Here is a 22,787-nt window from a genome sequence, read left to right on the forward strand (position 1 = left end):
CCTTCGGGAGCGGTCTGCCCTCCATGACGTCCGCCCGGGCCGACCGCGACGTACGGGCCACTGTCGGTGGCCGGGTGCAAACTGGCCCTTATCCGCGACAACGGCGTCCTGGAGGCACACGAACATGACCGACGTACTGCTCACCGTAGGCACCCGCAAAGGACTCTTCATCGGCCGCAGAAGCGGCGGATCATGGGACTTCGAGGGCCCGCACTTCAACGCGCAGGCCGTGTACTCGATCGGCATCGACACCCGCAGGGCGGTGCCCCGGCTGCTCGTCGGCGGCGACAGCGCGCACTGGGGCCCGTCGGTGTTCCACTCCGACGACCTCGGGAAGACCTGGGTGGAGCCCGCCGAGCCGGCGGTGAAGTTCCCCAAGGACACCGGGGCCTCCCTGGAGCGCGTCTGGCAGCTGCATCCCGCGGGGCCCGACACCCCGGACGTGGTCTACGCGGGCACCGAGCCGGCCGCGCTGTTCCGCTCGGAGGACGGCGGCGAGACGTTCGACCTCGTACGACCGCTGTGGGAGCACCCGACCCGTTCGCAGTGGGTTCCCGGCGGCGGCGGTGAGGCCGTGCACACCGTGGTGACGGACCGGCGCGACCCGCAGTCGGTGCTGGTCGCCGTCTCGACGGCGGGCGTCTTCCGCTCCCGGGACGGCGGCGAGAGCTGGGCGCCGTCCAACAAGGGCGTGTCCGCGGTCTTCCTGCCCGACCCCGACCCCGACTTCGGACAGTGCGTCCACAAGATCGCCCAGGACGCCGGGGATCTGGACCGGCTCTATCTGCAGAACCACTGGGGCGTCTTCCGCAGCGACGACGCCGGCGCCAAGTGGACGGACATCGGAGCGGGCCTGCCCTCGGACTTCGGCTTCGCCGTGGCCGCGCACCCGCACCGCCGCGACACCGCCTATGTCTTCCCGATCACCGCGGACGCCGACCGGGTGCCCGCCGGCCGCCGGTGCCGTGTGTACCGCACCACCGACGCGGGCGGCAGCTGGGAGGAGCTGTCGGCCGGACTGCCCGAGGGTGATCACTACGGCACGGTGCTCAGGGACGCCCTGTGCACCGACGACGCCGATCCCGCCGGGATCTACTTCGGCAACCGCAACGGCGAGGTGTACGCCAGCGCGGACGACGGCGACAGCTGGCAGCAGCTGGCCTCGCATCTGCCGGACGTGCTCTGCGTACGGGCCGCGGCCATGGGTTGAGGGAGAAGGTCACTGCACCAGTAGAGTGACGCTCCGTGGCAGCACGACCGTTGAAGGACATTGTGGAGCCGGGATGGGCCGACGCCCTCGAACCGGTGGCCGAACGCATCGCCGCGATGGGCGACTTCCTGCGCGCGGAGATCGCCGCCGGACGTACCTATCTGCCGGCCGGACCGAATGTGCTGCGCGCTTTCCAGCAGCCGTTCGAGGACGTCCGGGTGCTGATCGTCGGTCAGGACCCGTACCCGACACCCGGGCACGCGGTGGGGCTGAGCTTCTCCGTCGCGCCCGAGGTGCGGCCGGTGCCGGGCAGCCTGGACAACATCTTCCGGGAGATGCACGCGGACCTCGGGCATCCCCGGCCCTCCAACGGCGATCTGACGCCCTGGACCCACCAGGGTGTGCTGCTGCTGAACCGGGCGCTGACCACCGCACCCCGCAAGCCGGCGGCTCACCGCGGCAAGGGCTGGGAAGAGGTGACCGAACAGGCGATCCGGGCGCTCGTGGCGCGCGGCAAGCCACTGGTCTCCGTGCTCTGGGGGCGCGACGCCCGCAATCTGCGCCCCCTGCTCGGTGATCTTCCGGCGATCGAGTCCTCGCACCCCTCGCCCATGTCGGCGGACCGGGGCTTCTTCGGCTCGCGCCCCTTCAGCCGGGTCAACGACCTTCTGCAACGCCAGGGCGCGGAGCCCGTCGACTGGCAGCTTCCGTGACCGCGAGCCGGGTCCTCGGGGTGGACTCCGGCGGTTCCGGGCTGCGCGTGACGCTCGCCGACGCCTCGGCGCCCCGGCGTGCCGAGACGCTCGCGTCGCGGGAACCGGTGCGTACCGGTGCCTCGGGCATCGACGCCGGGCATCTGCTGGAGCAGCTGCTGCCGATGGCGCGTGCCCTGCTGGACCGGGCCGGCGGTGGCGAGGTGTCGGCGGTCGCGATCGGTGCCGCCGGAATGGGGACGCTCGGCGGGCAGTTGCGCGCGGAGCTCCCCGCCGCGCTGGCCGAGTCGCTGGGCGTCACCCGCCTCGCGCTCGCCGCGGACGCCGTCACGGCCTTTGCGGGGGCGCTGGGGCAGCGTCCCGGCGCGGTGGTTGCCGCGGGGACGGGCCTGATCGCGCTGGGCACGGATCTCACCGCCTGGCAGCGTGCCGACGGCTGGGGCCATCTGCTCGGTGACAGCGGCGGCGGAGCCTGGATCGGCCGGGCCGGGCTGGACGCGGCGCTGCGGGCGCACGACGGGAGGCGCGGTGGTTCCGCCGCACTGCTCGCCGCGATGGAGTCGGTGTTCGGCCCGGCGCAGGAACTGCCGGCCCAGCTGTACCCGCGTATCGACCGGCCTGCCGTGCTGGCCTCCTTCGCGCCGGAGGTGGCGCGCTGCGCCACGGCGGGCGACGAGGTGGCGGCGGGCATCCTCGCCAGGGCCGCCGGGCACATCGCCGAGTCGGCGTCGGCCGTGTGCCCGCCGGCCGTCGTAGGGGCCGAGGCGCCTCAAGTGGCGCTGACGGGCGGCCTGTTGAAGATGGGTGACCCCCTGCTCGTACCACTGAGGGCCGAACTCGCCGCCCAACTGCCCTGCGCCCGGCAGGTTGCCGCGGCCAGGGATCCGCTCGACGGCGCGCTCCTCATCGCCACCGCGCTGGCACAGGACGCGCTGCGGCTGCCCCGTCATCCGACATTGCTGTACGTCCCGGCAGAGCAGGGCAGATGAGACACCGCGAACTCATCGGATAAATACGGACAGACGGCGCGGGACCGCCCCCTCCCCGAACAGCCGCACCCACAAAACCAGTAGCATGCGGCGCCATGAGCTCCCCCACTGGGCCGGCATCCGGCCTGCCTGTACGAAGCCCGCGACCGCGTCAGTCCGGACGGCACCGCCGCCCGGAACCCGTGGCCGCTCCCGAGGGCGCGCCCGCGCTCGTGCTCGCCGTGCCCGGCGCTCCCGGGCCCTCCACCCGGAGCCTGGCCGAAGAGGTCATAAGCATCGCCCGGTCCGAGCTTCCCGGCCTCGAGGCCGGCATCGGCTACCTGGACGGCGACGACTCCGAGTACCCCACGCTCGAGACCGTGCTCGCCCACACCGCCGCGCGCCGGACCGAGCGGTACGAGATCGCGCGAGCGGCCGGCCGTGAAGTGGCGGAGCCCGAGGGTCCCGCCGCCGTCGTGGTGCCGCTGCTCGCCGGACCGGACAACGTCCTGATGCGCCGCATCCGCCAGGCCGTCATGGACAGCCGCGCCGCCGCCGAGCTGACGGACGTGCTCGGTCCGCACCCGCTGCTCGCCGAGGCGATGCACGTGCGGCTCTCCGAGGCGGGGCTGGCCCGCGCCGACCGCGCCCGGCTGTTCACCGTCGCCACGGCCGCCGACGGCATCATCCTGGCCACGGTCGGCGGTGACGAGGCCGTCCAGGCCGCCGGCATCACCGGCATGCTGCTCGCCGCGCGACTCGCGGTGCCGGTGATGGCCGCGGCCCTCGACCAGGAGGGCGCCGTCGCCGCGATCGGCGACCAGCTGCGCGGCTCCGGTTCGACTCAGCTCGCCCTGGCGCCGTACCTCATCGGCCCCGAGCTGCCCGAGGGTCTGCTCGACGCCGCCGTGAAGGAGGCCGGCTGCGCCTCGTCCGAGCCGCTGGGCGCCTACCCGGCGATCGGCAAGCTGGTCCTGTCCCAGTACGCGGCCGCTCTGGGCATCAGCCCGCAGCCGCAGGGCTCGCCCGCTCACTGACGGACGCCGCACGACGCGTCGGGCCCGCACCGTTTGCTCGGTGCGGGCCCGCACCGCGGGCCGGGGAGCCCCGAGGACGCGTCAGGCGAAGACCACGCAGGAGGCCGCGGGGGCGTCCAGGGAGCCCGCCCGGTGCGGCACTCCGGTGTCGGGGTCGATGTCGAACCAGGTGACGTTGCCGGAGCGCTCGTTGGCCGCGTAGAGCCTGCGGCCGGTCGGGTCCAGGACCAGGTCGCGCGGCCAGTGGCCGCCGCACGAGACGGTCGTGATCAGCTCCGGGCGTTCACGGCTCTCGTCGAGCGCGAGGACGGCGATGCTGTCGTGTCCGCGGTTCGCGGCCCACAGATGGCGACCGTCGTGCGAGACCACCACCTCCGAGGGGTAGACGGGCCCGTCCGCGCCGTCGGGCAGCACGGGCGTCTCACCGACCGGTTCGAGCACGCCCGCGTCCGCGTCCCAGCGGCAGACGGTGAGCGTCGGTTCGAGCTCGTTCAGCACATAGGCGTGCGTGCCCGCGGGGTGGAAGGTCAGATGGCGGGGCCCGGTGCCGGGGCGCAGCGCCGTCTCGCCGTGCTGAGTCAGTTCGCCGGCCTGCGGATCGAGCGCGAAGACGCGTACGGCGTCGGTGCCGAGGTCGACGCCGAGGACCCAGCGTCCGCTGGGGTCGGGCAGCACCTGGTGGGCGTGCGGACCGCGCTGCCGGTCCGGGTGAGGTCCCGTTCCCTCGTGCTGCAGCACACCGCTGGCCGCGTCCGGCTCACCGCCGCGCTTGACCGGGAGCACGCTCACGCTGCCGGAGCCGTAATTGGCGGTGAGCAGGTGGCCGTCGCTGTAGGCGAGGTGGGTCGGTCCGGCGCCGCAGACGGGCACCCGGCCGCCGATCGGCCTGGGGGCCGAGCCCCGCACGTCGAAGGCCGCCACCGCCCCTTCAGAGGTCTCGGAGACGGCATAGAGGACCGGCCCGCCGGGGGCCGTCGCCAGCGTGAGGTACGAGGGGTCCGCCAGGGCATCGCTGGCTCCCGTCTCGGTCAGGGCCCCGGTCGCCCCGTCCACGGCGGCGGCGATGATCCCCCGGCCGCCGGCGGAGGTGAAGGACCCGATGAATACCCGTCCGGTGTTCGTGTTGCCCACGCCGTTCCCTCCCACTGTTCCCACGGATCTCGCGCCCCGCTGATCGCTCCCGCCCCGCTGATCGTTGGTGGCTCGGCCGACGGTAGCAGCGGTCTAGACCAAGTGTCGTCACCCGTTCCAAACCCCGGCCGCACGAGCGCGGGCATCCGGGTGCTGGACGTAGGCGGGTCTCCACTCGGTCGAATCGTAGGTGCGGTGGAAGACGGGGGTCGCCGCGCCCGACATCGGCGGCACGATCCACGACCAGTCGGCGCCGACCCCCCGCCCCCGGCTCTCCTCCCGGTCGACATGGGTGAGGAAGCGGCGCGACTCGGTGTGATGGTCGGTGACCGTGACCCCGGCGCGGTCGAAGGAGTGCAGGACGGCACGGTTCAGCTCCACGAGCGCACGGTCCTTCCAGAGCGAGCGGTCCGAGGTGGTGTCGAGGCCCAGGAGCTGGGCGACGCGCGGCAGCAGGTCGTAGCGGTCGGTGTCGGCGAGATTGCGCGCGCCTATCTCGGTGCCCATGTACCAGCCGTTGAACGGCGCCGCCGGGTAGCAGACCCCGCCGATCTCCAGGCACATGTTGGCGATCGCCGGGACGGCGTGCCAGCGCAGACGGAGGTCGGCGTACCAGTCGTCCTCGGGGTGCCGCAATTCGACCTCCAGCACCGCGTCCGACGGCAGGTCGAACAGGCGCGGCTTGCGGTCGGCGTCCTCGACGACCAGCGGCAGGACGTCGAAGGGCGTGCCAGGCCCGCCCGGCCAGCCGAGGCGCAGGGCGAGTTCCGTGAGACCGGCGTTGCGCGGATCGCCGAGGACGGCTCCCCCGCCGGTGCGGTAGCCCGCGTACCGCACGAGTTGTTCGTTCCAGATCCGCGGGCCGGGCCGGTCGGGGGTGTCCGGGGCGAACACGGTGATCAGGGGCCGGATGTGGCCGCCGTTGGTCGCCTCCCGCAGATGGAGGACCGCGTCGCGGGCGACGGATTCGGCGTCCTCGACGTGGCGGCGGTCGCGGACGCGCAGGGAGCGCCAGTAGAGGCGGCCGATGCAGCGGTTGCTGTTGCGCCAGGCGACCCGTGCGCCGTAGGCGAGTTCGTCGGCGGTGTGCCGGTAGGTGCCGGTCGCGTCGATCTCCGCGCGGACGGCGGCGATCCGGGCGGACGGGTCCACTCCCGGGCGCTCCTCGCGGTGATGGAGCCGGACGAAGTCCTCGGCCTCCTCGACCGGTACGCCCGCCACGTGGGGCGCGGCACCCGGAAGGCCGGAGCCGGTGACGGGACAGCGGCGCTCCGTCGCCGGCGCCGGTGCGTGCGCCTCCTCCGGGACGACGGCCCTCCGCAGCGATCTGAGCAGTGACTTCCGCATGGTGCGTACCCCCGGGGCCCTGGAAGGACGTGCGTGGATGCCGCACTGGTTACCCGGCGAACACGCTGATCCACCCTCTGTGTGCGCGGAGAAAATGCCTCAATCACGTGCTCCCTGTCCATGCCCCTGGTCAGGCGGGCACGAGCGGGGCGCGCGGGGATGTGTGCAGGGGCGCGGCGAGCTCTCCGAGCGCCTGCTCCAGTGCATGGAGGTGCGTGAGTGCCGCATCGGACACAGGGTGAGCGTGGGGCGCGAGCGCCGCGATATCGGCGGTCCGGCTTCCCCCCGCGGGCGCCACGAGCGCGTGGACGGCGGTCTCGACGCGCCGGCAGGCGGTGGCCAGCCGGGCGTCGTGGGAAGCCGTGCTGCCGGCCGATTCCGCGGCGACGGCGGCGAGTCCGCGCACCTCGCGCGCGCAGTCGTCGAGCAGCACGATGACCTGCCGGGCGCGTGCCTTGCGCGCCCGGAGCGGGCTGAGCGGGTGGACGAGCGGGGCCAGGGAGAGGCGAACCCGGCCGAGCAGCAGCTCCAGCTCGGCCGCGAGAGGGGCGGGGTCGGCCGTGCTGTCCCCGGCCAGCCGGCGGGCGGCCGCGGTGGTGCAGCCATGGACGCAGGTCAGCGCACGGCGGATCCAGGCGTCGGTCGCGGCGTGCGTGGTGACGGGCAGGATCAGGGCGACACCGAGAGCCGCGCCGAGCGCACCGACCGCCGTCTCCTGGAAGCGGAGCAGCAGCAGGCCCGGGTGGAGGACGCCGAGGAGCCCGTAGAGCAGGCCCGCCATCACGGTGACGAAGAACATCATCCAGCTGTAGGAGGGCGCGGCGGTGTAGAAGATCCCGAACACGCAGACGGCGACGAGCGCGGCGGTCGGCAGCGGGGCACCGGCGACGGGGACCGCGATCAGCAGCCCCGCGGCGATGCCGGTGACCGTTCCGACGACGCGGCGGAAGCCGCGGACGAGGGTCTCGCCGCGCGAAGCGGTGTTCACGAAGATCCACCAGGCGGTTCCCACGGCCCAGTAGAAACGGTCGGGCGAGACGACCTCTCCCACGACGAGGGCCACGGCGCAGGCGAACGTCGCCTGGAAGGCCTGGCGGGTGGTGGGCCGGGCGAGTCCGGTGCCGGGCAGTGGCGCGGGGGCGGCGGGCGGCGGGGTGCGCCGTTCGATGCACCACAGGCCGAAACGGACCGTCGAGGAGGCGGCGAGGGCCAGAGCCACCGCCGCGTACAGCTCCGGCAGCTGCGCCGGGAGCGCGTGCAGGAACTGGGTGGCGAAGAACATCATGAACGCGAAGATGCCGAGCGCGTGTCCGCGAAGCCCCCAGCGCCGGGCGTAGACCCCGCAGAAGACCACGGCGAGCCAGGCGGCGGCCCGCAGCAGCGGCTCACCGTGCAGGGTGGTCGCGAGCGCGAGCACCGGGAAGCCCGCGGCGGGCAGCAGAGCGGTGGTGACCGCCTGGCGGCGCACGGTCGCGTCGCCGACGGTGAACAGCGCGAGGAGGGCGGCGAGACCGCCGGTGATCGAGGCGACGAGGGAGAGCCCGGCGCCTTCGGCGGCGGCGACCGCGAGGCCGATGCCCAGCACGGCCCGCAGGGAGACACGCAGCCGCAACCGCCCCGGATCGGGGGCGCTGAACATCCTCTTCACGCCGGTCATGCTCCTCACGGCTGTCGTCCCGCCCCCTCGCTGTTCGGCACACCCTGCGGACATGGCAAAGGCGCCGCGGGTCCGGAGCGGCGGCGTCGCCGGTCCGGCGCTGCGCAGCGCCCTCTCTCAGCAGAGGAAAGCATTCCGGATGCCGGTGGCTCAACTCGATCCGTCCAGGGTGGGCCATTGGTACAGTTGACAGCGGAATACCCGGACCAGCAGGAGGCCAACGGACCATGGCCGTGGACGCGCTCGACACTCGCATCCTGCGACTGCTGATCGAGCAGCCGCGCACCAGCGCGCGGGAGTACGCCCGCCTGCTGGGCATCGCGCGAGGCACCCTGCAGGCCCGGATCGACCGGCTCGAACGGGACGGCGTGATCACCGGCACGGGGCCGTACCTCTCCCCCGCCGCCCTCGGTCATCCGGTGCTGGCCTTCGTCCACATCGAGGTCACCCAGGGGCATCTGGACGAGGTCGGCGACGCGCTTGCGGCCATCCCCGAGATCATCGAGGCCTTCTCGATCACCGGCGGCGGAGATCTTCTGACCCGGGTCGCCGCCCGCGACAACGGCCATCTGGAGGACGTCATCCAGCGCCTGATCCAGCTGCCCGGCGTGGTGCGCACCCGCACCGAGATGGCACTGCGCGAGCGCGTGGCGCACCGGCTGCTGCCGCTGGTCGAGTCGGTCGGGCGGGCAGCCGGCAGCGGCCGCTGAACCCCGCCTTGGCATGCTGGGGGCATGAGCCAGCCGCGCACCCCTTCGGTCATCTTCGACCTCGACGGAACGCTCGTGGACAGCGAGCCGAACTACTACGAGGCGGGGCGCAGGCTGCTCGCCGAGTACGGCGTGACCGACTTCGGCTGGGAGCGCCACACCGACTTCATCGGCATCGGGACCCGCGAGACCCTGGAGGCGCTGCGCGAGGAGTACACGATCTCCGCACCCGTCGAGGAACTGCTGGCCGGCAAGAACCGGCACTACCTCGCCCTCGCCGCCGACTCGACCGAGGTGTACCCGCAGATGCGCACGTTCGTGGAACTGCTGCACGCCGAGGGGGTGCCGATGGCCGTGGCGTCCGGCTCGTCCCGGGCCGCCATCGAGGCGGTGCTCGCCGCCACCGGCCTGGACGCCTTCCTCACCACCCTCGTCTCGGCCGAGGAGGTCGAGCGCGGCAAGCCGGAACCCGACGTGTTCCTGGAGGCGGCCCGTCGCCTCGGCGCCGAGCCCGCCGACTGCGTCGTGCTGGAGGACGCCCCGCCGGGCGCGGCGGCGGCCCACGCGGCGGGGATGCGGTGCATCGCGATCCCGTACGTGGCGGCGACGGCCGAGGATCCGGCGTTCCGCGCGGCGGGGCTGCTGTACGCGGGCGGCCAGAGCGAGTTCACGGCGCGGGCGGCGTACGACTGGATCACCGCTTCGTAGTTCCGCGACGCGGTTCGGCATCCCCGCTCCGTGGCTCCGCGATACCGGTCCGCGCCACAGCTCCGCAGGGCGGTCCCGGCCGACGGCGTGGGGTTTCCCGGGGACGGTTCGGCGGACCGGAGCCACGGGAGGGGTATGCCAAAGGATCACCCCAGGGGCCTCTCCGGTAACGTCGAGGCATGAGCCACCCGCACCCAGAGCTGAAAGTCGCCCCGCCGCTGCCCAAGGGAGGGCTGAGGATCGTCGCCCTGGGCGGCCTGGGCGAGATCGGCCGCAACATGACGGTCTTCGAGTACAACGGCAAACTGCTCGTCGTCGACTGCGGTGTGCTGTTCCCCGAGGAGCACCAGCCGGGTGTGGACGTGATCCTTCCGGACTTCACCTCGATCCGGGACCGCCTGGACGACGTCGTGGCGATCGTGCTGACCCACGGCCACGAGGACCACATCGGCGCCGTGCCGTATCTGCTGCGCGAACGGCGCGACATCCCCGTCATCGGCTCGAAGCTCACGCTCGCTTTCCTGGAGGCCAAGCTCAAGGAACACGGCATCAAGCCGCGTTCGGTACGGGTCAAGGAGGGTGACCGCCGCGGGTTCGGTCCCTTCGACTGCGAGTTCGTCGCGGTCAACCACTCCATCCCGGACAGCCTCGCGATCGCGATCCGCACCGGCGCCGGGATGGTGCTGCACACCGGTGACTTCAAGATGGACCAGTTCCCACTGGACGAGCGGATCACCGACCTGCGTGCCTTCGCCCGCCTCGGCGAGGAGGGTGTGGACCTGTTCCTCACCGACTCCACGAACGCCGAGGTGCCCGGCTTCACCACCTCGGAACGCGATCTGAACCCCGCCATCGAGCAGGTGATGCGCACGGCGCCGCGGCGCGTCATCGTCTCCAGCTTCGCCAGCCATGTGCACCGCATCCAGCAGGTGCTGGACGCCGCCCACCAGTACGGCCGCAAGGTCGCCTTCGTGGGCAGGTCGATGGTCCGCAACATGGGCATCGCCCGCGACCTCGGCTATCTGAAGGTTCCTCAGGGCCTGATCGTGGGTCTGAAGGAACTGGAGAAGCTGCCGGACCACCAGATCACCCTGGTGTGCACCGGGTCCCAGGGCGAGCCGATGGCCGCGCTCTCGCGGATGGCCAACCGCGACCACATGATCCGTATCGGCGAGGGAGACACCGTCCTCCTCGCCAGCTCGCTGATCCCGGGCAACGAGAACGCGATCTACCGCGTGATCAACGGCCTGACCCGGTGGGGTGCCAACGTCGTCCACAAGGGCAACGCCAAGGTCCATGTCTCGGGACACGCCAGCGCCGGCGAACTCGTCTACTGCTACAACATCGTGAAGCCCCGTCACGTCATGCCGGTCCACGGCGAATGGCGTCATCTGCGCGCCAACGGTGATCTGGCCATCCGTACCGGCGTCGAGCCCGACCGCGTGATCATCGCTGAGGACGGGGTCGTCGTGGACCTCGTCGACGGACGTGCCTCCATCACCGGCAAGGTGCCCGCGGGCAACGTCTATGTGGACGGCATGGCCGTCGGCGGCGCCACCGAGGCCTCGCTCAAGGACCGCGTGACCCTCGCCGAGGAAGGCGTGGTCACCGTTGTGGCCATCGTGGACGCCGACACCGGAGCGCTGGCGGAGGCACCGGACTTCCTGGCCCGCGGCTTCGTCCATGACGAGTCGACCTTCGAGACGGTCGTCCCGGTGATCGAGAAGGTTCTGGCCAAGGCCGCGCTGGAAGGCGTCGGCGACGCCCTCCAGTTGGAGCAGCTCATCAGCCGCGCGGTGGCGTCCTGGGCCTTCCGGACCCACCGCCGCAAGCCCCTCGTCATCCCGGTGATCATCGACGCCTGACGGGCGCACGGAGCCGGTGCAGCCGCGTGCGGCGGCCGCACGGAGCCGGTGCACGGCACGGGTGCACGGAGCGCGGCACGGGTGCACGGAGCGCGGCGCCGGTGCGGTGCGGCTCAGCCCACCGGCAGACGGTCGCGTACCGTGCCCGCCGCCGACCGCGCGTCGTGCGCCGCGCCGGAGATCGCCGCCCCCAGATCGCGTCCTGCGCGACGGGTGCGGCGCCGGCCGGCGGAAGCCGCGGTGCGCGAGCGGTAGGCCAGCGACGGCTTTCCGTGCGTGTCCGCCGCCGCGATCAGCAGCCCTCCGAAGAGGGACACGTTCTTGGTGAACTGGGTACGCAGACGGGCCCGTTCGTCCGGATCCTCGGTCTTCCACCAGGCGTGCCCGGCCAGCGTGGTCGGGACGAGCGAGGCGGCCAGGGCCAGGGCGGAGGCACGCGGGAAACGGCCGGTCGCGAGGAGAACACCGGCGCCGAGCTGGACCGCGCCGTTGATCCGGACCAGCCGCTCGGTGTCCTCGGGCAGCCGTGGCGCCATCTCGGCGACGGGCAGCGCCACGGGTGCGGCGGCCGGCGCCACGGAGCGCGGGTCGAGCAGCGTACGGAATCCTCCCGAGACGAAGACGGAGGCGAGCAAGGGGCGTGCGGCTGTCCTGAGAATGGCCATGATGAGCGCCTGCCCCCGGCACGGGCGGGCACGCCCGCGCATCGGCCGTTCGGCCCACCGGCCCCCTTCGCGACGACCGTCAGTAGGACCGCCGTCGCGGGGGAAGGAGCCGGGGGAAGGAGCGGGGACAGAAGACCCGCGATCGGATACGCACCGCATCAGGGAGGAAGCCATCGCAGCCGACGGCGTACCGCAGGAGGACGACGCGTGGTGGAAGTCCGCGGTCGTCTACCAGATCTATCCGCGCAGCTTCGCGGACTCCGACGGCGACGGCATCGGCGACCTCGCCGGCATCACCCAGCGCCTGGACCATCTCGCGGACCTGGGCGTCGACGTCATCTGGCTGTCGCCGGTCTATCCCTCACCGCAGGACGACAACGGCTACGACATCAGCGACTACCAGGACATCGACCCGGTCTTCGGCGACCTGGCAGCGTTCGACCGGCTGCTGGCGGCGGTGCACGAGCGCGGGATGAAGCTGGTGATGGATCTGGTGGTCAACCACACCTCCGACGAGCACCCGTGGTTCCAGGAGTCCCGCGATCCGCGGAGTCCCCGGCGCGACTGGTACTGGTGGCGGCCTCCGCGCGACGGCGGCGAGCCGAACAACTGGGGCTCCTTCTTCTCCGGACCCGCCTGGACGCACGACCCCGCGAGCGACGCGTACTACCTCCATCTCTTCTCGCCCAAGCAGCCGGACCTCAACTGGGAGCACCCGCCACTGCGTCAGGCCGTGTACGCGATGATGCGCTGGTGGCTCGACCGCGGTGTCGACGGCTTCCGGATGGACGTCGTCAACTTCATCTCCAAGGATCCCGCGCTGCCGGACGGCGCCGTGACCGGTGGCGGCCCCCTCGGCGACGGCTCACCCCACTTCGTGTGCGGTCCCCGGATCCACGACCACCTCCAGGAGATGCACCGGGAGGTCTTCGCCCGGTACCCGGGGCGGCTGCTGACCGTGGGCGAGATGCCGGGCGTGACTGTGGAGCAGGCCCGGCTGTTCACCGATCCGGCGCGGGCCGAGGTCGACATGGTGTTCCAGTTCGAGCATGTCGGACTCGACCACGGCCGCCACAAGTTCGACCTGAGGCCCCTGCGTCTGACCGATCTCAAGGCCTCTCTCGGGCGCTGGCAGACGGAGCTCGCGGACACCGGCTGGAACAGCCTGTACTGGAACAACCACGACCAGCCCCGCGCGGTCTCCCGCTTCGGCGACGACAGCCCCCGGCATCGCGTGCGCTCCGCGACCGCGCTGGCCACCGTGCTGCATCTGCACCGGGGGACGCCCTACATCTACCAGGGCGAGGAACTGGGCATGGCCAACGCACCGTTCCGCTCGATCGAGGACTTCCGGGACATCGAGACGCTCAACCACTACGCGCAGTCGCTCCGGGCCGGAAAGAAGCCCGAGGACGTGCTGCGGGGCCTGCGGGCGATGGGCCGGGACAACGCCCGTACCCCCATGCAGTGGGACGCGTCCCCGCACGCCGGTTTCACCACCGGCACCCCGTGGCTGCCGGTCAATCCCGATCACACCGAGGTCAACGCGGCGGCCGCCCGCGCGAACCCCGACTCCGTCTATCACCACCACCGCCGGCTGATCGCGCTGCGGCACGGTGAACCGGCCGTCGTGCACGGCGACTTCACGATGCTGCTGCCGGACGACGAACAGGTCTACGCCTTCACCCGGCAGTACGGCGACACCGCGCTGCTCGTCGTCGCCAACCTCAGCTCCGAGTCAGCCGCCGTGCCGCTGCCGGACGGCTGGCAGGACGCCGAACTCGTCCTCGGCAATGTCCCCGCCGGCGAAGCGACCGACCCTGCGGATCCCGCACCGTCCGGCCACACGGTCCTCGCCCCCTGGGAGGCCCGGATACACCGGCGCACCACCTGAGGTCGGAGGGTGAGAGCCGCCTCGATGAGCATCACGGCTCCGGCGGGCGCTGCCCGCCCTCACGCCGCGCGGAGCCGTCGAGTTGGCGCGCGGAGCCGCCGAGTTCACCAGCGCGTGCCGGGAACCGGTGAACACGGTCTGCCCGAAGGGATGCGAGCGCGCCTCCCGCCGGACCGGCACCGAGCGCCAGGGCGCGGAGGGCCCCCGAGCCGCCCGCCGACGCAAGCGCTGTCCCGATGATCCCGGCATCGTCGGGTAGGCGCTCTTCATGACCGTCTACGGATTTCATGCATCGCACGAACAAGTGCCGCCCGCCGACCTGTTGAGGGCGGTGGTCCAAGCGGAGCAGGCGGGCTTCACGGCCGCCATGTGCTCGGACCACTTCTCGCCCTGGAGCGCCCGCCAGGGCGAATCCGGCTTCGCCTGGTCGTGGCTCGGTGCCGCGCTGCAGGCCACCGACCGCCTACCGTTCGGCGTCGTCAACGCGCCGGGCCAGCGCTACCACCCGGCGATCGTCGCACAGGCGGTGGGCAGTCTCGCCGCCATGTATCCGGGGCGGTTCTGGGCCGCTCTCGGCAGTGGAGAGGCGTCCAACGAGCACATCACCGGCGACGGGTGGCCGCGCAAGGACGTACGCAACGCGCGGCTGCGCGAGTGCGTCGACATCATCCGCGCCCTGCTGCACGGCGAGGAGGTCAGCCACGACGGTCTGGTGACCGTGGACCGGGCCAGGCTGTGGACCCGTCCCCCGACCCCTCCGCCCCTGATCGGCGCCGCGTGCAGCGAGCAGACGGCCCGCTGGTGCGCGGACTGGGCCGACGGCCTGATCACGGTGAACGCCCCGCACGAGCAGCTGAGGCGGATCATCGACGCGTACCGCTCCGCCGGCGGGACCGGCCCGCTGCACCTCCAGGTCCATCTCAGCTGGGACCCCGACCATGACACCGCCCTCGCCGTCGCCCACGACCAGTGGCGCACCAACGTCCATGGTCCGCCTGCCAGTTGGGATTTGGAGACGGCGGAGCTCTTCGACAGTGTCAGTGAGCACGTCACTCCCGGGCAGGTCGCGGACTGCGTCAACGTCTCCTCCGACCCGGGCCGGCACGCGGCATGGCTCCAGGAGTACGCCGACCTCGGCTTCGACGCGGTGATGCTGCACCACGTCGGACAGGAACAGTCCCCCTTCATCGAGGTGTTCGGCGCCAAGGTGCTGCCGCAGCTCGACGTGACCCGCCCGCAGCCCTACACCGCGGAGCGTGCCCGATGAGGCTGACCCGGACCTCCGACCTGTGGTGGAAGAACGCGGTCGTGTACTGCCTGGACGTCGAGACGTACCAGGACAGCAACGGCGACGGCACCGGCGACTTCGCGGGCCTGACCCAGCGGATCGACCATCTGGTGCGCCTCGGTGTCACCTGTGTGTGGCTGATGCCCTTCTACCCGACACGCGAACGCGACGACGGCTACGACATCACCGACTTCTACGGAGTCGATCCCCGCCTCGGCACGCTCGGCGACTTCGCCGAGTTCGTCCGCACCGCCCGTGACCGCGGGATCCGGGTCATCGCCGACCTGGTGGTCAACCACACGTCCGAGCACCATCCCTGGTTCGAGGACGCCCGCTCGTCCCGCGACGCGGCGCACCGCGACTGGTACGTGTGGCGCGACGAGCCGCCCGAGGACGGCCCGTCCGGCGTGGTCTTCCCGGACGCCGAGAAGAGCCTGTGGGAGTACGACCGGACGTCCGGCCAGTACTACCTGCACCGGTTCTACAAGCAGCAGCCCGACCTCAACATCACCAATCCGGCCGTGCGGGACGAGATAGCCCGCATCATGGGGTTCTGGACCCAGCTCGGTCTGTCCGGGTTCCGGGTCGACGCGGTGCCGTTCCTGCTGGAGACCGACGGCCAGGACGACGCCGGCCGGCTGCCCGACCCCCATGAGTACCTCGCGGATCTGCGCGCCTTCCTCGGCCGCCGCTGCGGCGACGCGGTGCTGCTGGGCGAGGTCAATCTCCCCTATGCGGACACGGCGTTGTTCTTCGGCGAACCGAGCTCCGGCCGCGGCGACGAACTGACGATGTGCTTCGACTTCATCGGCATGCAGCGGATGTACCTCTCGATGGCCCGCGGCGACGCGTCCCCGCTCGCCGACGCCCTCCGTACGCGCCCTGCCGCTCCCCGCGACGCCCACTGGGCCACCTTCGTCCGCAACCACGACGAACTGACCCTGGACAAACTCGGCGACGACGAACGCGCCGAGGTCTTCGAGGCGTTCGGCCCCGAGAAGGACATGCAGCTCTACGACCGCGGTCTGCGGCGCAGGCTGCCGCCGATGGTCGGGGGCGACAGGCGGCGGCTGGAACTCGCCTACAGCCTGCTGTTCACCCTGCCCGGTACGCCCGTCCTCTTCTACGGGGAGGAGATCGGGATGGGGGAGAACCTTGCCGCGGAGGGCCGGCAGGCCGTACGGGGGCCGATGCAGTGGACCGCCGACGACGACGCCGGTTTCTCCACCGCGGACGCCGGAGCGTTCCCGAACCCGCTGTGCGAGGGAGAGTTCGGCCCACGTCGGGTGAACGTGCACGACCAGTCCCATGACGCCGGCTCGCTGCTCGCGCGCATGCGTCTGCTGATCGAGCGCTACCGCGAGTCGCCCGAACTGGCCTGGGGGACGTACGAGGTCCTCGACACCCGTACGCCCGCCGTCCTCGCCCACATCAGCTCACTGCCCGAGGGCGCCGTGCTGGCCCTGCACAATTTCGCGGACCGTACGGTCACCGCCGAGACGAAGGCGTCCGAACTGAAGCCGGGCACGGTGCTCACCGACCTGCTCACCGGCGCCGCGGTCACCACCCCGCGCGACGGCCGTCTGCGCACGGAGCTGGAGCCGTACGGCTACCGGTGGTTGCGCGTCGGCACGACGGCGGACGACCCGGAGCGTACGACGGCGAGCTGACCGGGGCGGGCAGTGCGCACGGTGCCGCTCAGCCCAGGAAGCTGAGTCGCACCGTGCGGTGCGGGTTGTCCTTGTTGGTGTCGACCAGGCAGACCGACTGCCAGGTGCCCAGTTCGAGACGGCCGCCGATCACCGGCAGCGTCGCGTGCGGAGGGACGAGGGCGGGCAGGACGTGATCGCGGCCGTGACCCGGGCTGCCGTGGCGGTGCTGCCAGCGGTCGTCGGCCGGGAGGAGGGTGTGCAGCGCGGCCAGCAGGTCGTCGTCGCTGCCCGCGCCCGTCTCGATCACGGCGATACCTGCCGTGGCGTGCGGGACGAAGACGCTGAGCAATCCGTCCCGACCGTTCGCCGCCTCCTGGAGAAACTGTTCGCAGGCGCCGGTCAGATCGGTCACCGTCTCGTCGGAGCCGGTGGTGAGGTTCAGGACCTTGGTGGTGAAGGGTGCGGGCATGGGTCCATTTTCCCCTTCGTCGCCGCCGGCCCGTGGAGGCCCTGGCCGGGGAGGCCGCCGTGTCGGTCGTCCCGCGGCGACCCGCCGTGCGAAACCGGCCCGACGGCAGCCCGTGGTGAGACGGTCGATGGACGCGAGGAGCCGGGTGTGTCCACCATGGATGCATCCCTGGCACGGCTTTTCGGCGCGGCGACGTCGAGCAGACGGGACGGTGCTCCATGGTCCAGGCGCAGCCGCTGCACGGCCCGAGGCCCACATCATCTGACGCGCCGGCCGGGCCACGAGTGGCACGAGCCGGTTCTGGGGTCCACGGCCGGATCCGCGGTTTCCAGCCGTGCATCCGAGAAGGCATACAGCAGACAAGGAGGACCGCATGATCCCGACCTGGCGGCTGCGGGCGGCGTTCGCACGACGCCTCTCCGACATGTACGGCGCCGAAGTGCCCGCGTACACGACGCTGCTGGAGGTGTCGGCCCAGGTCAACGACGAGGTGATCGGCAAGGACGGTGATGCGGGACGCCTCGGCGGGATCGAGCGGGTGACGGCCGAGCGGCACGGCGCCATCCGGGTCGGCACCCCGCGTGAGATGCGCCAGGCCGCCCAGATCTTCGCCGCGCTCGGTATGCGGCCGGTCGGCTTCTACGATCTGCGCGAGGCGGCGGCCAGTTCGGTGCCGGTCGTCTCCACGGCCTTTCGTCCCGTCGACGCCGAGGAGCTGGAACGCAACCCCTTCCGCGTCTTCACCTCCATGCTCACCACCGCCGACCGACGATTCTTCGACCCTGATCTCGAAGGAAGGCTGGAGTCGTTCCTCGACCGTCGTGCGCTCTTTCCCCCGGAGCTGCTGCATCTGGCGGCCCGGGCCGAGCGGGACGAGGAGCTCGACGAGGCAGCGGCGGAGCGTTTCCTCACCCTTGCGGTGGCCGCCTTCGAACTGTCCCCGGAGCCCGTGGACCGGGCCTGGTACGCGGAACTGGAGCGGATCTCGGCCGTCGCCGCCGACATCGGGGGTGTCGCGAGCACGCACATCAACCACCTCACACCGCGCGTCCTCGACATCGACGAGCTCTACCGGCGGATGGGCGAGCGCGGCATCACGATGATCGACCGGATCCAGGGGCCGCCGCGGTGGGACGGTCCCGACGTCCTGCTGCGCCAGACGTCGTTCCGTGCGCTCTCCGAAGCACGGCGCTTCCGGGAGGCCGACGGCAGCATCGGTGAGGGTGCCCTGCGGGTGCGGTTCGGTGAGGTCGAGGCCCGCGGTATCGCCCTCACGCGGACGGGCCGGGCGCTCTGCGACGAACTGATCGGCGGGCCCGCCGAGGACTGGCCGCTGCGTTTCCCCCGTACGGAACGCCGACTGGCCGCCCAGGGGATGGGGTTCTTCCGCTACGAACCGGCAGCCGGCCGGCCGCTCGACGGGCAGCGGCCGCCGCAGGACCTGCCCAGTCTGCTCGACGGCGGCTGGCTCGACGCCCGCCCCATCGTCTACGAGGACTTCCTCCCCGCGTCGGCCGCCGGGATCTTCCAGTCGAATCTCACCGAGGAGGGCACCCGGGACAGCACCGCCACCGGCACGCACTACGACCAGCGGTGGCTCTCGGAGGTTCTGGAGCGCCCGGTTCACGACCCCTTCGATCTCTACGCCGCTCAGCAGGACCGTTCCCTGCGGCTGGCCCGCGAGGCCATCGGACTCACCGAGGACGCGCTGTGACAGGACACACTGTGACCAGCAACGACATTTCCCTTCCCGACCTCGAATGGCTGCGTTCGCTCGCCCGGGAGAGCCTGCGACGCTGCGGCGCCGAGCTGCCCGCGGAGGGCGGCGATGTCGTCGCCCGGTCGCCGCTGACCGGTGGGACGCTCTTCACTCTGCCCGCCACCGGAGCCGACGGGGTGGACGCGGCGATCGGGGCGGCCGCGGAGGCGTTCCTCCAGTGGCGCACCGTGCCCGCGCCCCGGCGCGGCGCGCTGGTCAAGCGGCTGGGTGAACTGCTCACCGGGCACAAGGAGCACCTCGCCGACCTCGTCACCGTCGAAGCGGGAAAGATCCGCTCCGAGGCGCTCGGCGAAGTGCAGGAGATGATCGACATCTGCGAGTTCGCGGTCGGTTTGTCCCGGCAGCTCTACGGGCGGACCATGGCTTCCGAGCGCCCCGGCCACCGGCTCTCGGAGAGCTGGCATCCGCTCGGCGTCGTCGGGGTGATCTCCGCCTTCAACTTCCCCGTCGCCGTCTGGTCCTGGAACACCGCCGTCGCCCTGGTCTGCGGCGACCCGGTGGTGTGGAAGCCCTCCGAACTCACTCCGCTCACCGCACTGGCCTGTGACGCCCTCCTGGCGCGGGCCGCGGCCGACACGGGTGCCCCTGCCGGCCTGCACCAGGTCCTGCTCGGCGGCCGTGACATCGGTGAGCGGCTCGTCGACGACGCGCGGGTGGCGCTGGTGAGCGCGACCGGTTCGGTGCGCATGGGCAAGGAGGTGGCACCGCGTGTGGCGGCCCGTTTCGGCCGCTGTCTGCTGGAGCTGGGCGGCAACAACGGAGCCGTGGTCACCCCGTCCGCCGACCTCGACCTCTCGGTGCGCGGCATCGTCTTCTCCGCGGCCGGCACCGCGGGGCAGCGCTGCACCTCGCTGCGCCGGCTGATCGTCCATGAGGACATCGCGGACCGGCTGGTCGAGAAGATCGTCCACGCGTACGGACAGCTGCCGGTCGGTGATCCGTTCGCGGAAAGCACGCTGGTGGGCCCGCTCATCTCCGGCGCCGCGCACAAGGCGATGAGGCAGGCGCTCGCCGATGCGGAGGCGGACGGTGGCAAGATCCTCACCGGCGGCGAGCGGCTGGCGGCGGATTCGGCCCCGGACGCGGTCTATGTGCGGCCCGCAGTCGTCCGGATGCCCGCGCAGACCGATGTCGTACGACGGGAGACCTTCGCCCCGATCCTCTATGTGCTGACCTACCGGACGCTGGAGGAGGCCGTCGCGCTGCACAACGGCGTCCCGCAGGGTCTGTCGTCGAGCATCTTCACCCAGGACCAGCGGGAGGCGGAGCTCTTCGTGGGCGCCGACGGGTCCGACTGCGGTATCGCCAACGTCAACATCGGCACCTCGGGCGCCGAGATCGGCGGGGCTTTCGGGGGCGAGAAGGAGACGGGCGGCGGGCGCGAGTCCGGCTCGGACGCCTGGCGTGCGTACATGCGCCGGGCGACCAACACGGTGAACTACTCCGACAGCCTGCCGCTGGCCCAGGGGGTCAATTTCCTCTAGGCCCTCCCAAGGGCCCCGGAGGGCCTGATCGCGGGCGTACGCGCCTGGGCGGGAAGATCCGCGGACCCCCGGTAGTTGGTAGAAGCGTGAACAACTTCGGGGCGCGTGACGTGACGCGGAACAAGGACGTGGTCGTCATGGGCGCCGGACAGGCGGGCCTGTCCGGCGCCTACCATCTGCGCCGGGCCGGCCTCGTCCCCGACCGCGATTTCGTGGTCCTCGACCACTCCCCGCACGCGGGCGGCGCCTGGCAGTTCCGCTGGCCGACGCTGACCTACGGCAAGGTCCACGGCATGCACTCCCTGCCCGGTATGGAACTGACCGGCGCGGACGGCGACCGGCCCTCCTCGGAGGTGATCGGGGCCTACTTCGCCGCCTACGAGGAGCGCTTCGACCTGCGCGTGCACCGGCCCGTCGATGTCATGGCGGTGCGCGAGGGCGACGGCGGACGTCTGCTCGTCGAGACCTCGGAGGGGACCTGGTCGGCGCGCGCGCTGATCAACGCCACCGGCACCTGGGACCGGCCCTTCTGGCCGCGATACCCGGGCCAGGAAACCTTCGGCGGGCGGCAGTTGCACACCGCCGGATACCGGGGACCCGAGGAGTTCGCCGGGCGGCGGGTGGTCGTGGTGGGCGGCGGAGCGTCAGGGACCCAGCATCTGATGGAGATCGCCCCGTACGCGGCGGCCACCACCTGGGTCACCAGGCGGCCACCGGTCTTCCGCGACGGGCCCTTCGACGAGAGCGTGGGCCGGGCGGTCGTGGCCAAGGTCGATGAGCGCGTACGCCTCGGTCTGCCGCCGCAGAGTGTCGTCTCGGTGACCGGCCTGCCGCTCAACGACGCGATCAGGCGCGCCCGCGAGGACGGGGTGCTCGACCGGCTGCCGATGTTCGACCGGATCACCCCGGACGGTGTCGCCTGGGACGACGGACGCACGGTGGAGGCGGATGTGATCCTCTGGGCGACCGGGTTCCGCGCGGCGATCGACCATCTCGCGCCCCTGAAGCTGCGCGAGCCGGGCGGCGGCATCCGGATGGACGGCACACGGGCCGTCCGGGACCCCCGTGTCCATCTCGTGGGCTACGGGCCGTCGGCGTCGACGATCGGCGCCAACCGGGCGGGGCGGGCGGCCGTGCACGAGATCATGCAGTTGCTGGAGCGGGAACCGGCACTGGTCTGAGGGCCGCCCGCCTGCGCCTGCCGGCAGGCCCCTCCTTCATACGCCGGCCGGCGAGCCACCCCGCACGCGTCAGCCGGAACGATCCTTCGCACGGTTGACGTTGAACTCCCGCACATTGCGCTGGTGTTCCTCGTAGTCCGCCGTGAAGCGGGTGTCGCCGGGGGCCACGGTGACGAAGTAGAGCCATTCACCCGCCGCAGGTTCGACAGCGGCGCGCAGGGCGTGCTCCCCCGGGTTGCCGATGGGCGTCGGGGGCAGCCCCTGGCGCTGATAGGTGTTGTACGGGCTGTTGATCCTGGTGTCGTCGGCCGTGGTGTCCAGGGTGCTGCGGTTCAGCGCGTAGTTCAGTGTCGAATCCATCTGGAGAGGCATCTGCCGTGCGAGGCGGTTGTGGACGACCCGTGCGACCTTGGCCATGTCCTCGGGCGTGTCGGCCTCGGCCTGCACGATGCTGGCGATGTTGACGGTCTGATAGCCCGTCAGCCCACTGCGCTGCGCACCGCCCGGCACGCCCGCGGCACCGAACCGCTTGTTCGCCGTGTCGACCATGTAGGCGAGCAGGCTCGCCGGCGTCGTGCCGGAGTCGATCGGGTACGTCGCCGGGAAGAGGTAGCCCTCGGGGTTGCCGCGGGCCTCGGCGGGCAGATCGAGCGCGGCCGTGCCGACGGCCTTGCGGGTGGTGCCGGGTGCCTTCCCGAGGGCCTCGTCGACCGCGGCGTAGATCTGCGCGGTGCGTCGCCCCTCGGGAATGAGCAGGGTCTCCTGCTCGCCCTCGGGCTTGCCGGACAGCAGCAGCGTGACCACCACCGCGGCCGCCGCCACGGCGAGGGCGGCGGTCACGATCAGGACCCATCGGCCACGGCGGGACAGGCGGGGCCCGCGCCCGGACGGTGGCGGCGAAGGCTCGTCGTTCATACGCGCACGCTAACCCGGACCGCCCGCCGACCCGGCACACCGCCCCGCTCCGCACACCGGATCGACACCTGTCGTTTCCCGTCACCGCATATCGGCGGTGACGGACGGGAAGG

At 71.9% G+C, this 22,787-nt stretch carries 19 protein-coding genes; 13 read left to right on the forward strand and 6 right to left on the reverse strand.

What is annotated here, in order from left to right; all coding sequences use genetic code 11:
• Positions 1-124: 124 nt before the first annotated feature.
• From ABTX78_RS01980 to ABTX78_RS01995, 4 genes are all read left to right on the forward strand, one after another.
• Complete coding sequence (locus ABTX78_RS01980; RefSeq protein WP_352204862.1) at positions 125-1,210, forward strand: WD40/YVTN/BNR-like repeat-containing protein; 1,086 nt, start codon at positions 125-127, stop codon at positions 1,208-1,210.
• 35 nt (positions 1,211-1,245) lie between these two features.
• A complete protein-coding gene (locus ABTX78_RS01985) occupies positions 1,246-1,923 on the forward strand; it encodes a uracil-DNA glycosylase (RefSeq protein WP_352204863.1) in 678 nt (225 codons plus the stop codon).
• The gene (locus ABTX78_RS01990; protein ID WP_352204864.1) at positions 1,920-2,912 is read left to right on the forward strand and encodes an N-acetylglucosamine kinase; all 993 of its coding nucleotides are present in this window, start codon (positions 1,920-1,922) and stop codon (positions 2,910-2,912) included. Before ABTX78_RS01985 ends, ABTX78_RS01990 begins: the two co-directional genes overlap by 4 nt.
• A gap of 95 nt (positions 2,913-3,007) precedes the next feature.
• Positions 3,008-3,928, forward strand: coding sequence for a sirohydrochlorin chelatase (locus tag ABTX78_RS01995; RefSeq protein ID WP_352204865.1), 921 nt, complete (start codon positions 3,008-3,010; stop codon positions 3,926-3,928).
• Positions 3,929-4,009: 81 nt separating this feature from the next.
• Here ABTX78_RS01995 and ABTX78_RS02000 read toward each other — a convergent pair whose 3' ends face one another.
• The 3 genes from ABTX78_RS02000 to ABTX78_RS02010 all read right to left on the reverse strand — a co-directional run bounded on the left by ABTX78_RS02000 (position 4,010) and on the right by ABTX78_RS02010 (position 8,063).
• Positions 4,010-5,059: a lactonase family protein gene (locus tag ABTX78_RS02000; protein ID WP_352204866.1), complete on the reverse strand. Its 1,050-nt coding sequence runs from the start codon at positions 5,057-5,059 to the stop codon at positions 4,010-4,012.
• 108 nt (positions 5,060-5,167) lie between these two features.
• The gene (locus tag ABTX78_RS02005; protein ID WP_352204867.1) at positions 5,168-6,406 is read right to left on the reverse strand and encodes a nitric oxide synthase oxygenase; all 1,239 of its coding nucleotides are present in this window, start codon (positions 6,404-6,406) and stop codon (positions 5,168-5,170) included.
• Positions 6,407-6,536: 130 nt separating this feature from the next.
• On the reverse strand, positions 6,537-8,063 hold the full coding sequence (locus tag ABTX78_RS02010; protein WP_352204868.1) for an FUSC family protein: 1,527 nt from the start codon (positions 8,061-8,063) through the stop codon (positions 6,537-6,539).
• Between the two features lie 227 nt (positions 8,064-8,290).
• Here ABTX78_RS02010 and ABTX78_RS02015 point away from each other — a divergent pair, with 227 nt between their 5' ends.
• The 3 genes from ABTX78_RS02015 to ABTX78_RS02025 all read left to right on the forward strand — a co-directional run bounded on the left by ABTX78_RS02015 (position 8,291) and on the right by ABTX78_RS02025 (position 11,346).
• Positions 8,291-8,773, forward strand: a complete 483-nt coding sequence (locus ABTX78_RS02015; RefSeq protein WP_352204869.1) for an Lrp/AsnC family transcriptional regulator — start codon at positions 8,291-8,293, stop codon at positions 8,771-8,773.
• Positions 8,774-8,797: 24 nt separating this feature from the next.
• Positions 8,798-9,481 carry an HAD family hydrolase gene (locus ABTX78_RS02020; protein WP_352204870.1) on the forward strand — a complete coding sequence of 228 codons (684 nt, stop codon included), beginning with the start codon at positions 8,798-8,800 and terminating at the stop codon, positions 9,479-9,481.
• A gap of 179 nt (positions 9,482-9,660) precedes the next feature.
• A complete protein-coding gene (locus ABTX78_RS02025) occupies positions 9,661-11,346 on the forward strand; it encodes a ribonuclease J (protein WP_352204871.1) in 1,686 nt (561 codons plus the stop codon).
• Positions 11,347-11,459: 113 nt separating this feature from the next.
• On the opposite strand, the gene ABTX78_RS02030 is transcribed toward ABTX78_RS02025, so the two are convergent.
• Positions 11,460-12,011, reverse strand: a complete 552-nt coding sequence (locus ABTX78_RS02030) for a DoxX family protein (protein ID WP_352204872.1) — start codon at positions 12,009-12,011, stop codon at positions 11,460-11,462.
• 1 nt (position 12,012) lies between these two features.
• Here ABTX78_RS02030 and ABTX78_RS02035 point away from each other — a divergent pair, with 1 nt between their 5' ends.
• The 3 genes from ABTX78_RS02035 (at position 12,013) to ABTX78_RS02045 (ending at position 16,863) form a co-directional block, all read left to right on the forward strand.
• On the forward strand, positions 12,013-13,905 hold the full coding sequence (locus ABTX78_RS02035; RefSeq protein ID WP_352204873.1) for a glycoside hydrolase family 13 protein: 1,893 nt from the start codon (positions 12,013-12,015) through the stop codon (positions 13,903-13,905).
• 268 nt (positions 13,906-14,173) lie between these two features.
• Positions 14,174-15,172: a TIGR03885 family FMN-dependent LLM class oxidoreductase gene (locus ABTX78_RS02040; protein ID WP_352204874.1), complete on the forward strand. Its 999-nt coding sequence runs from the start codon at positions 14,174-14,176 to the stop codon at positions 15,170-15,172.
• On the forward strand, positions 15,169-16,863 hold the full coding sequence (locus ABTX78_RS02045; RefSeq protein WP_352204875.1) for an alpha-amylase family protein: 1,695 nt from the start codon (positions 15,169-15,171) through the stop codon (positions 16,861-16,863). Before ABTX78_RS02040 ends, ABTX78_RS02045 begins: the two co-directional genes overlap by 4 nt.
• Before the next feature lie 28 nt (positions 16,864-16,891).
• Here the strand turns inward: ABTX78_RS02045 and ABTX78_RS02050 are convergent, their stop codons facing one another.
• Positions 16,892-17,314 carry a YjbQ family protein gene (locus tag ABTX78_RS02050; RefSeq protein WP_352204876.1) on the reverse strand — a complete coding sequence of 141 codons (423 nt, stop codon included), beginning with the start codon at positions 17,312-17,314 and terminating at the stop codon, positions 16,892-16,894.
• Positions 17,315-17,687: 373 nt separating this feature from the next.
• On the opposite strand from ABTX78_RS02050, the gene hglS reads away from it, so the two are divergent.
• The 3 genes from hglS (at position 17,688) to ABTX78_RS02065 (ending at position 21,759) form a co-directional block, all read left to right on the forward strand.
• Entirely contained in the window at positions 17,688-19,028 is a 1,341-nt protein-coding gene (hglS, locus tag ABTX78_RS02055; protein WP_352204877.1) for a 2-oxoadipate dioxygenase/decarboxylase, read from the forward strand.
• Positions 19,029-19,039: 11 nt separating this feature from the next.
• The gene (amaB, locus tag ABTX78_RS02060) at positions 19,040-20,578 is read left to right on the forward strand and encodes an L-piperidine-6-carboxylate dehydrogenase (protein WP_352204878.1); all 1,539 of its coding nucleotides are present in this window, start codon (positions 19,040-19,042) and stop codon (positions 20,576-20,578) included.
• 86 nt (positions 20,579-20,664) lie between these two features.
• Entirely contained in the window at positions 20,665-21,759 is a 1,095-nt protein-coding gene (locus ABTX78_RS02065) for an NAD(P)-binding domain-containing protein (RefSeq protein ID WP_352204879.1), read from the forward strand.
• Positions 21,760-21,828: 69 nt separating this feature from the next.
• On the opposite strand, the gene mltG is transcribed toward ABTX78_RS02065, so the two are convergent.
• Positions 21,829-22,674 carry an endolytic transglycosylase MltG gene (mltG, locus tag ABTX78_RS02070; protein WP_352204880.1) on the reverse strand — a complete coding sequence of 282 codons (846 nt, stop codon included), beginning with the start codon at positions 22,672-22,674 and terminating at the stop codon, positions 21,829-21,831.
• Positions 22,675-22,787: the final 113 nt, after the last annotated feature.

The sequence above is a fragment of the Streptomyces sp. NPDC096193 genome (assembly GCF_040302905.1).
Lineage (GTDB): Bacteria > Actinomycetota > Actinomycetes > Streptomycetales > Streptomycetaceae > Streptomyces.

Excerpts from the sequence above, each read along its gene's own strand:
- ABTX78_RS02025 (WP_352204871.1), top strand. The coding sequence starts at position 9,661 with ATGAGCCACCCGCACCCAGAGCTGAAAGTCGCCCCGCCGCTGCCCAAG.
- ABTX78_RS02045 (WP_352204875.1), top strand. The coding sequence starts at position 15,169 with ATGAGGCTGACCCGGACCTCCGACCTGTGGTGGAAGAACGCGGTCGTG.
- ABTX78_RS02010 (WP_352204868.1), bottom strand. The coding sequence starts at position 8,063 with ATGACCGGCGTGAAGAGGATGTTCAGCGCCCCCGATCCGGGGCGGTTG.
- ABTX78_RS02005 (WP_352204867.1), bottom strand. The coding sequence starts at position 6,406 with ATGCGGAAGTCACTGCTCAGATCGCTGCGGAGGGCCGTCGTCCCGGAG.
- ABTX78_RS02020 (WP_352204870.1), top strand. The coding sequence starts at position 8,798 with ATGAGCCAGCCGCGCACCCCTTCGGTCATCTTCGACCTCGACGGAACG.
- ABTX78_RS02040 (WP_352204874.1), top strand. The coding sequence starts at position 14,174 with ATGACCGTCTACGGATTTCATGCATCGCACGAACAAGTGCCGCCCGCC.
- ABTX78_RS02035 (WP_352204873.1), top strand. The coding sequence starts at position 12,013 with ATGAGCGCCTGCCCCCGGCACGGGCGGGCACGCCCGCGCATCGGCCGT.
- ABTX78_RS02030 (WP_352204872.1), bottom strand. The coding sequence starts at position 12,011 with ATGGCCATTCTCAGGACAGCCGCACGCCCCTTGCTCGCCTCCGTCTTC.
- ABTX78_RS02015 (WP_352204869.1), top strand. The coding sequence starts at position 8,291 with ATGGCCGTGGACGCGCTCGACACTCGCATCCTGCGACTGCTGATCGAG.
- ABTX78_RS01980 (WP_352204862.1), top strand. The coding sequence starts at position 125 with ATGACCGACGTACTGCTCACCGTAGGCACCCGCAAAGGACTCTTCATC.
- ABTX78_RS01995 (WP_352204865.1), top strand. The coding sequence starts at position 3,008 with ATGAGCTCCCCCACTGGGCCGGCATCCGGCCTGCCTGTACGAAGCCCG.
- mltG (WP_352204880.1), bottom strand. The coding sequence starts at position 22,674 with ATGAACGACGAGCCTTCGCCGCCACCGTCCGGGCGCGGGCCCCGCCTG.
- hglS (WP_352204877.1), top strand. The coding sequence starts at position 17,688 with ATGATCCCGACCTGGCGGCTGCGGGCGGCGTTCGCACGACGCCTCTCC.
- ABTX78_RS02050 (WP_352204876.1), bottom strand. The coding sequence starts at position 17,314 with ATGCCCGCACCCTTCACCACCAAGGTCCTGAACCTCACCACCGGCTCC.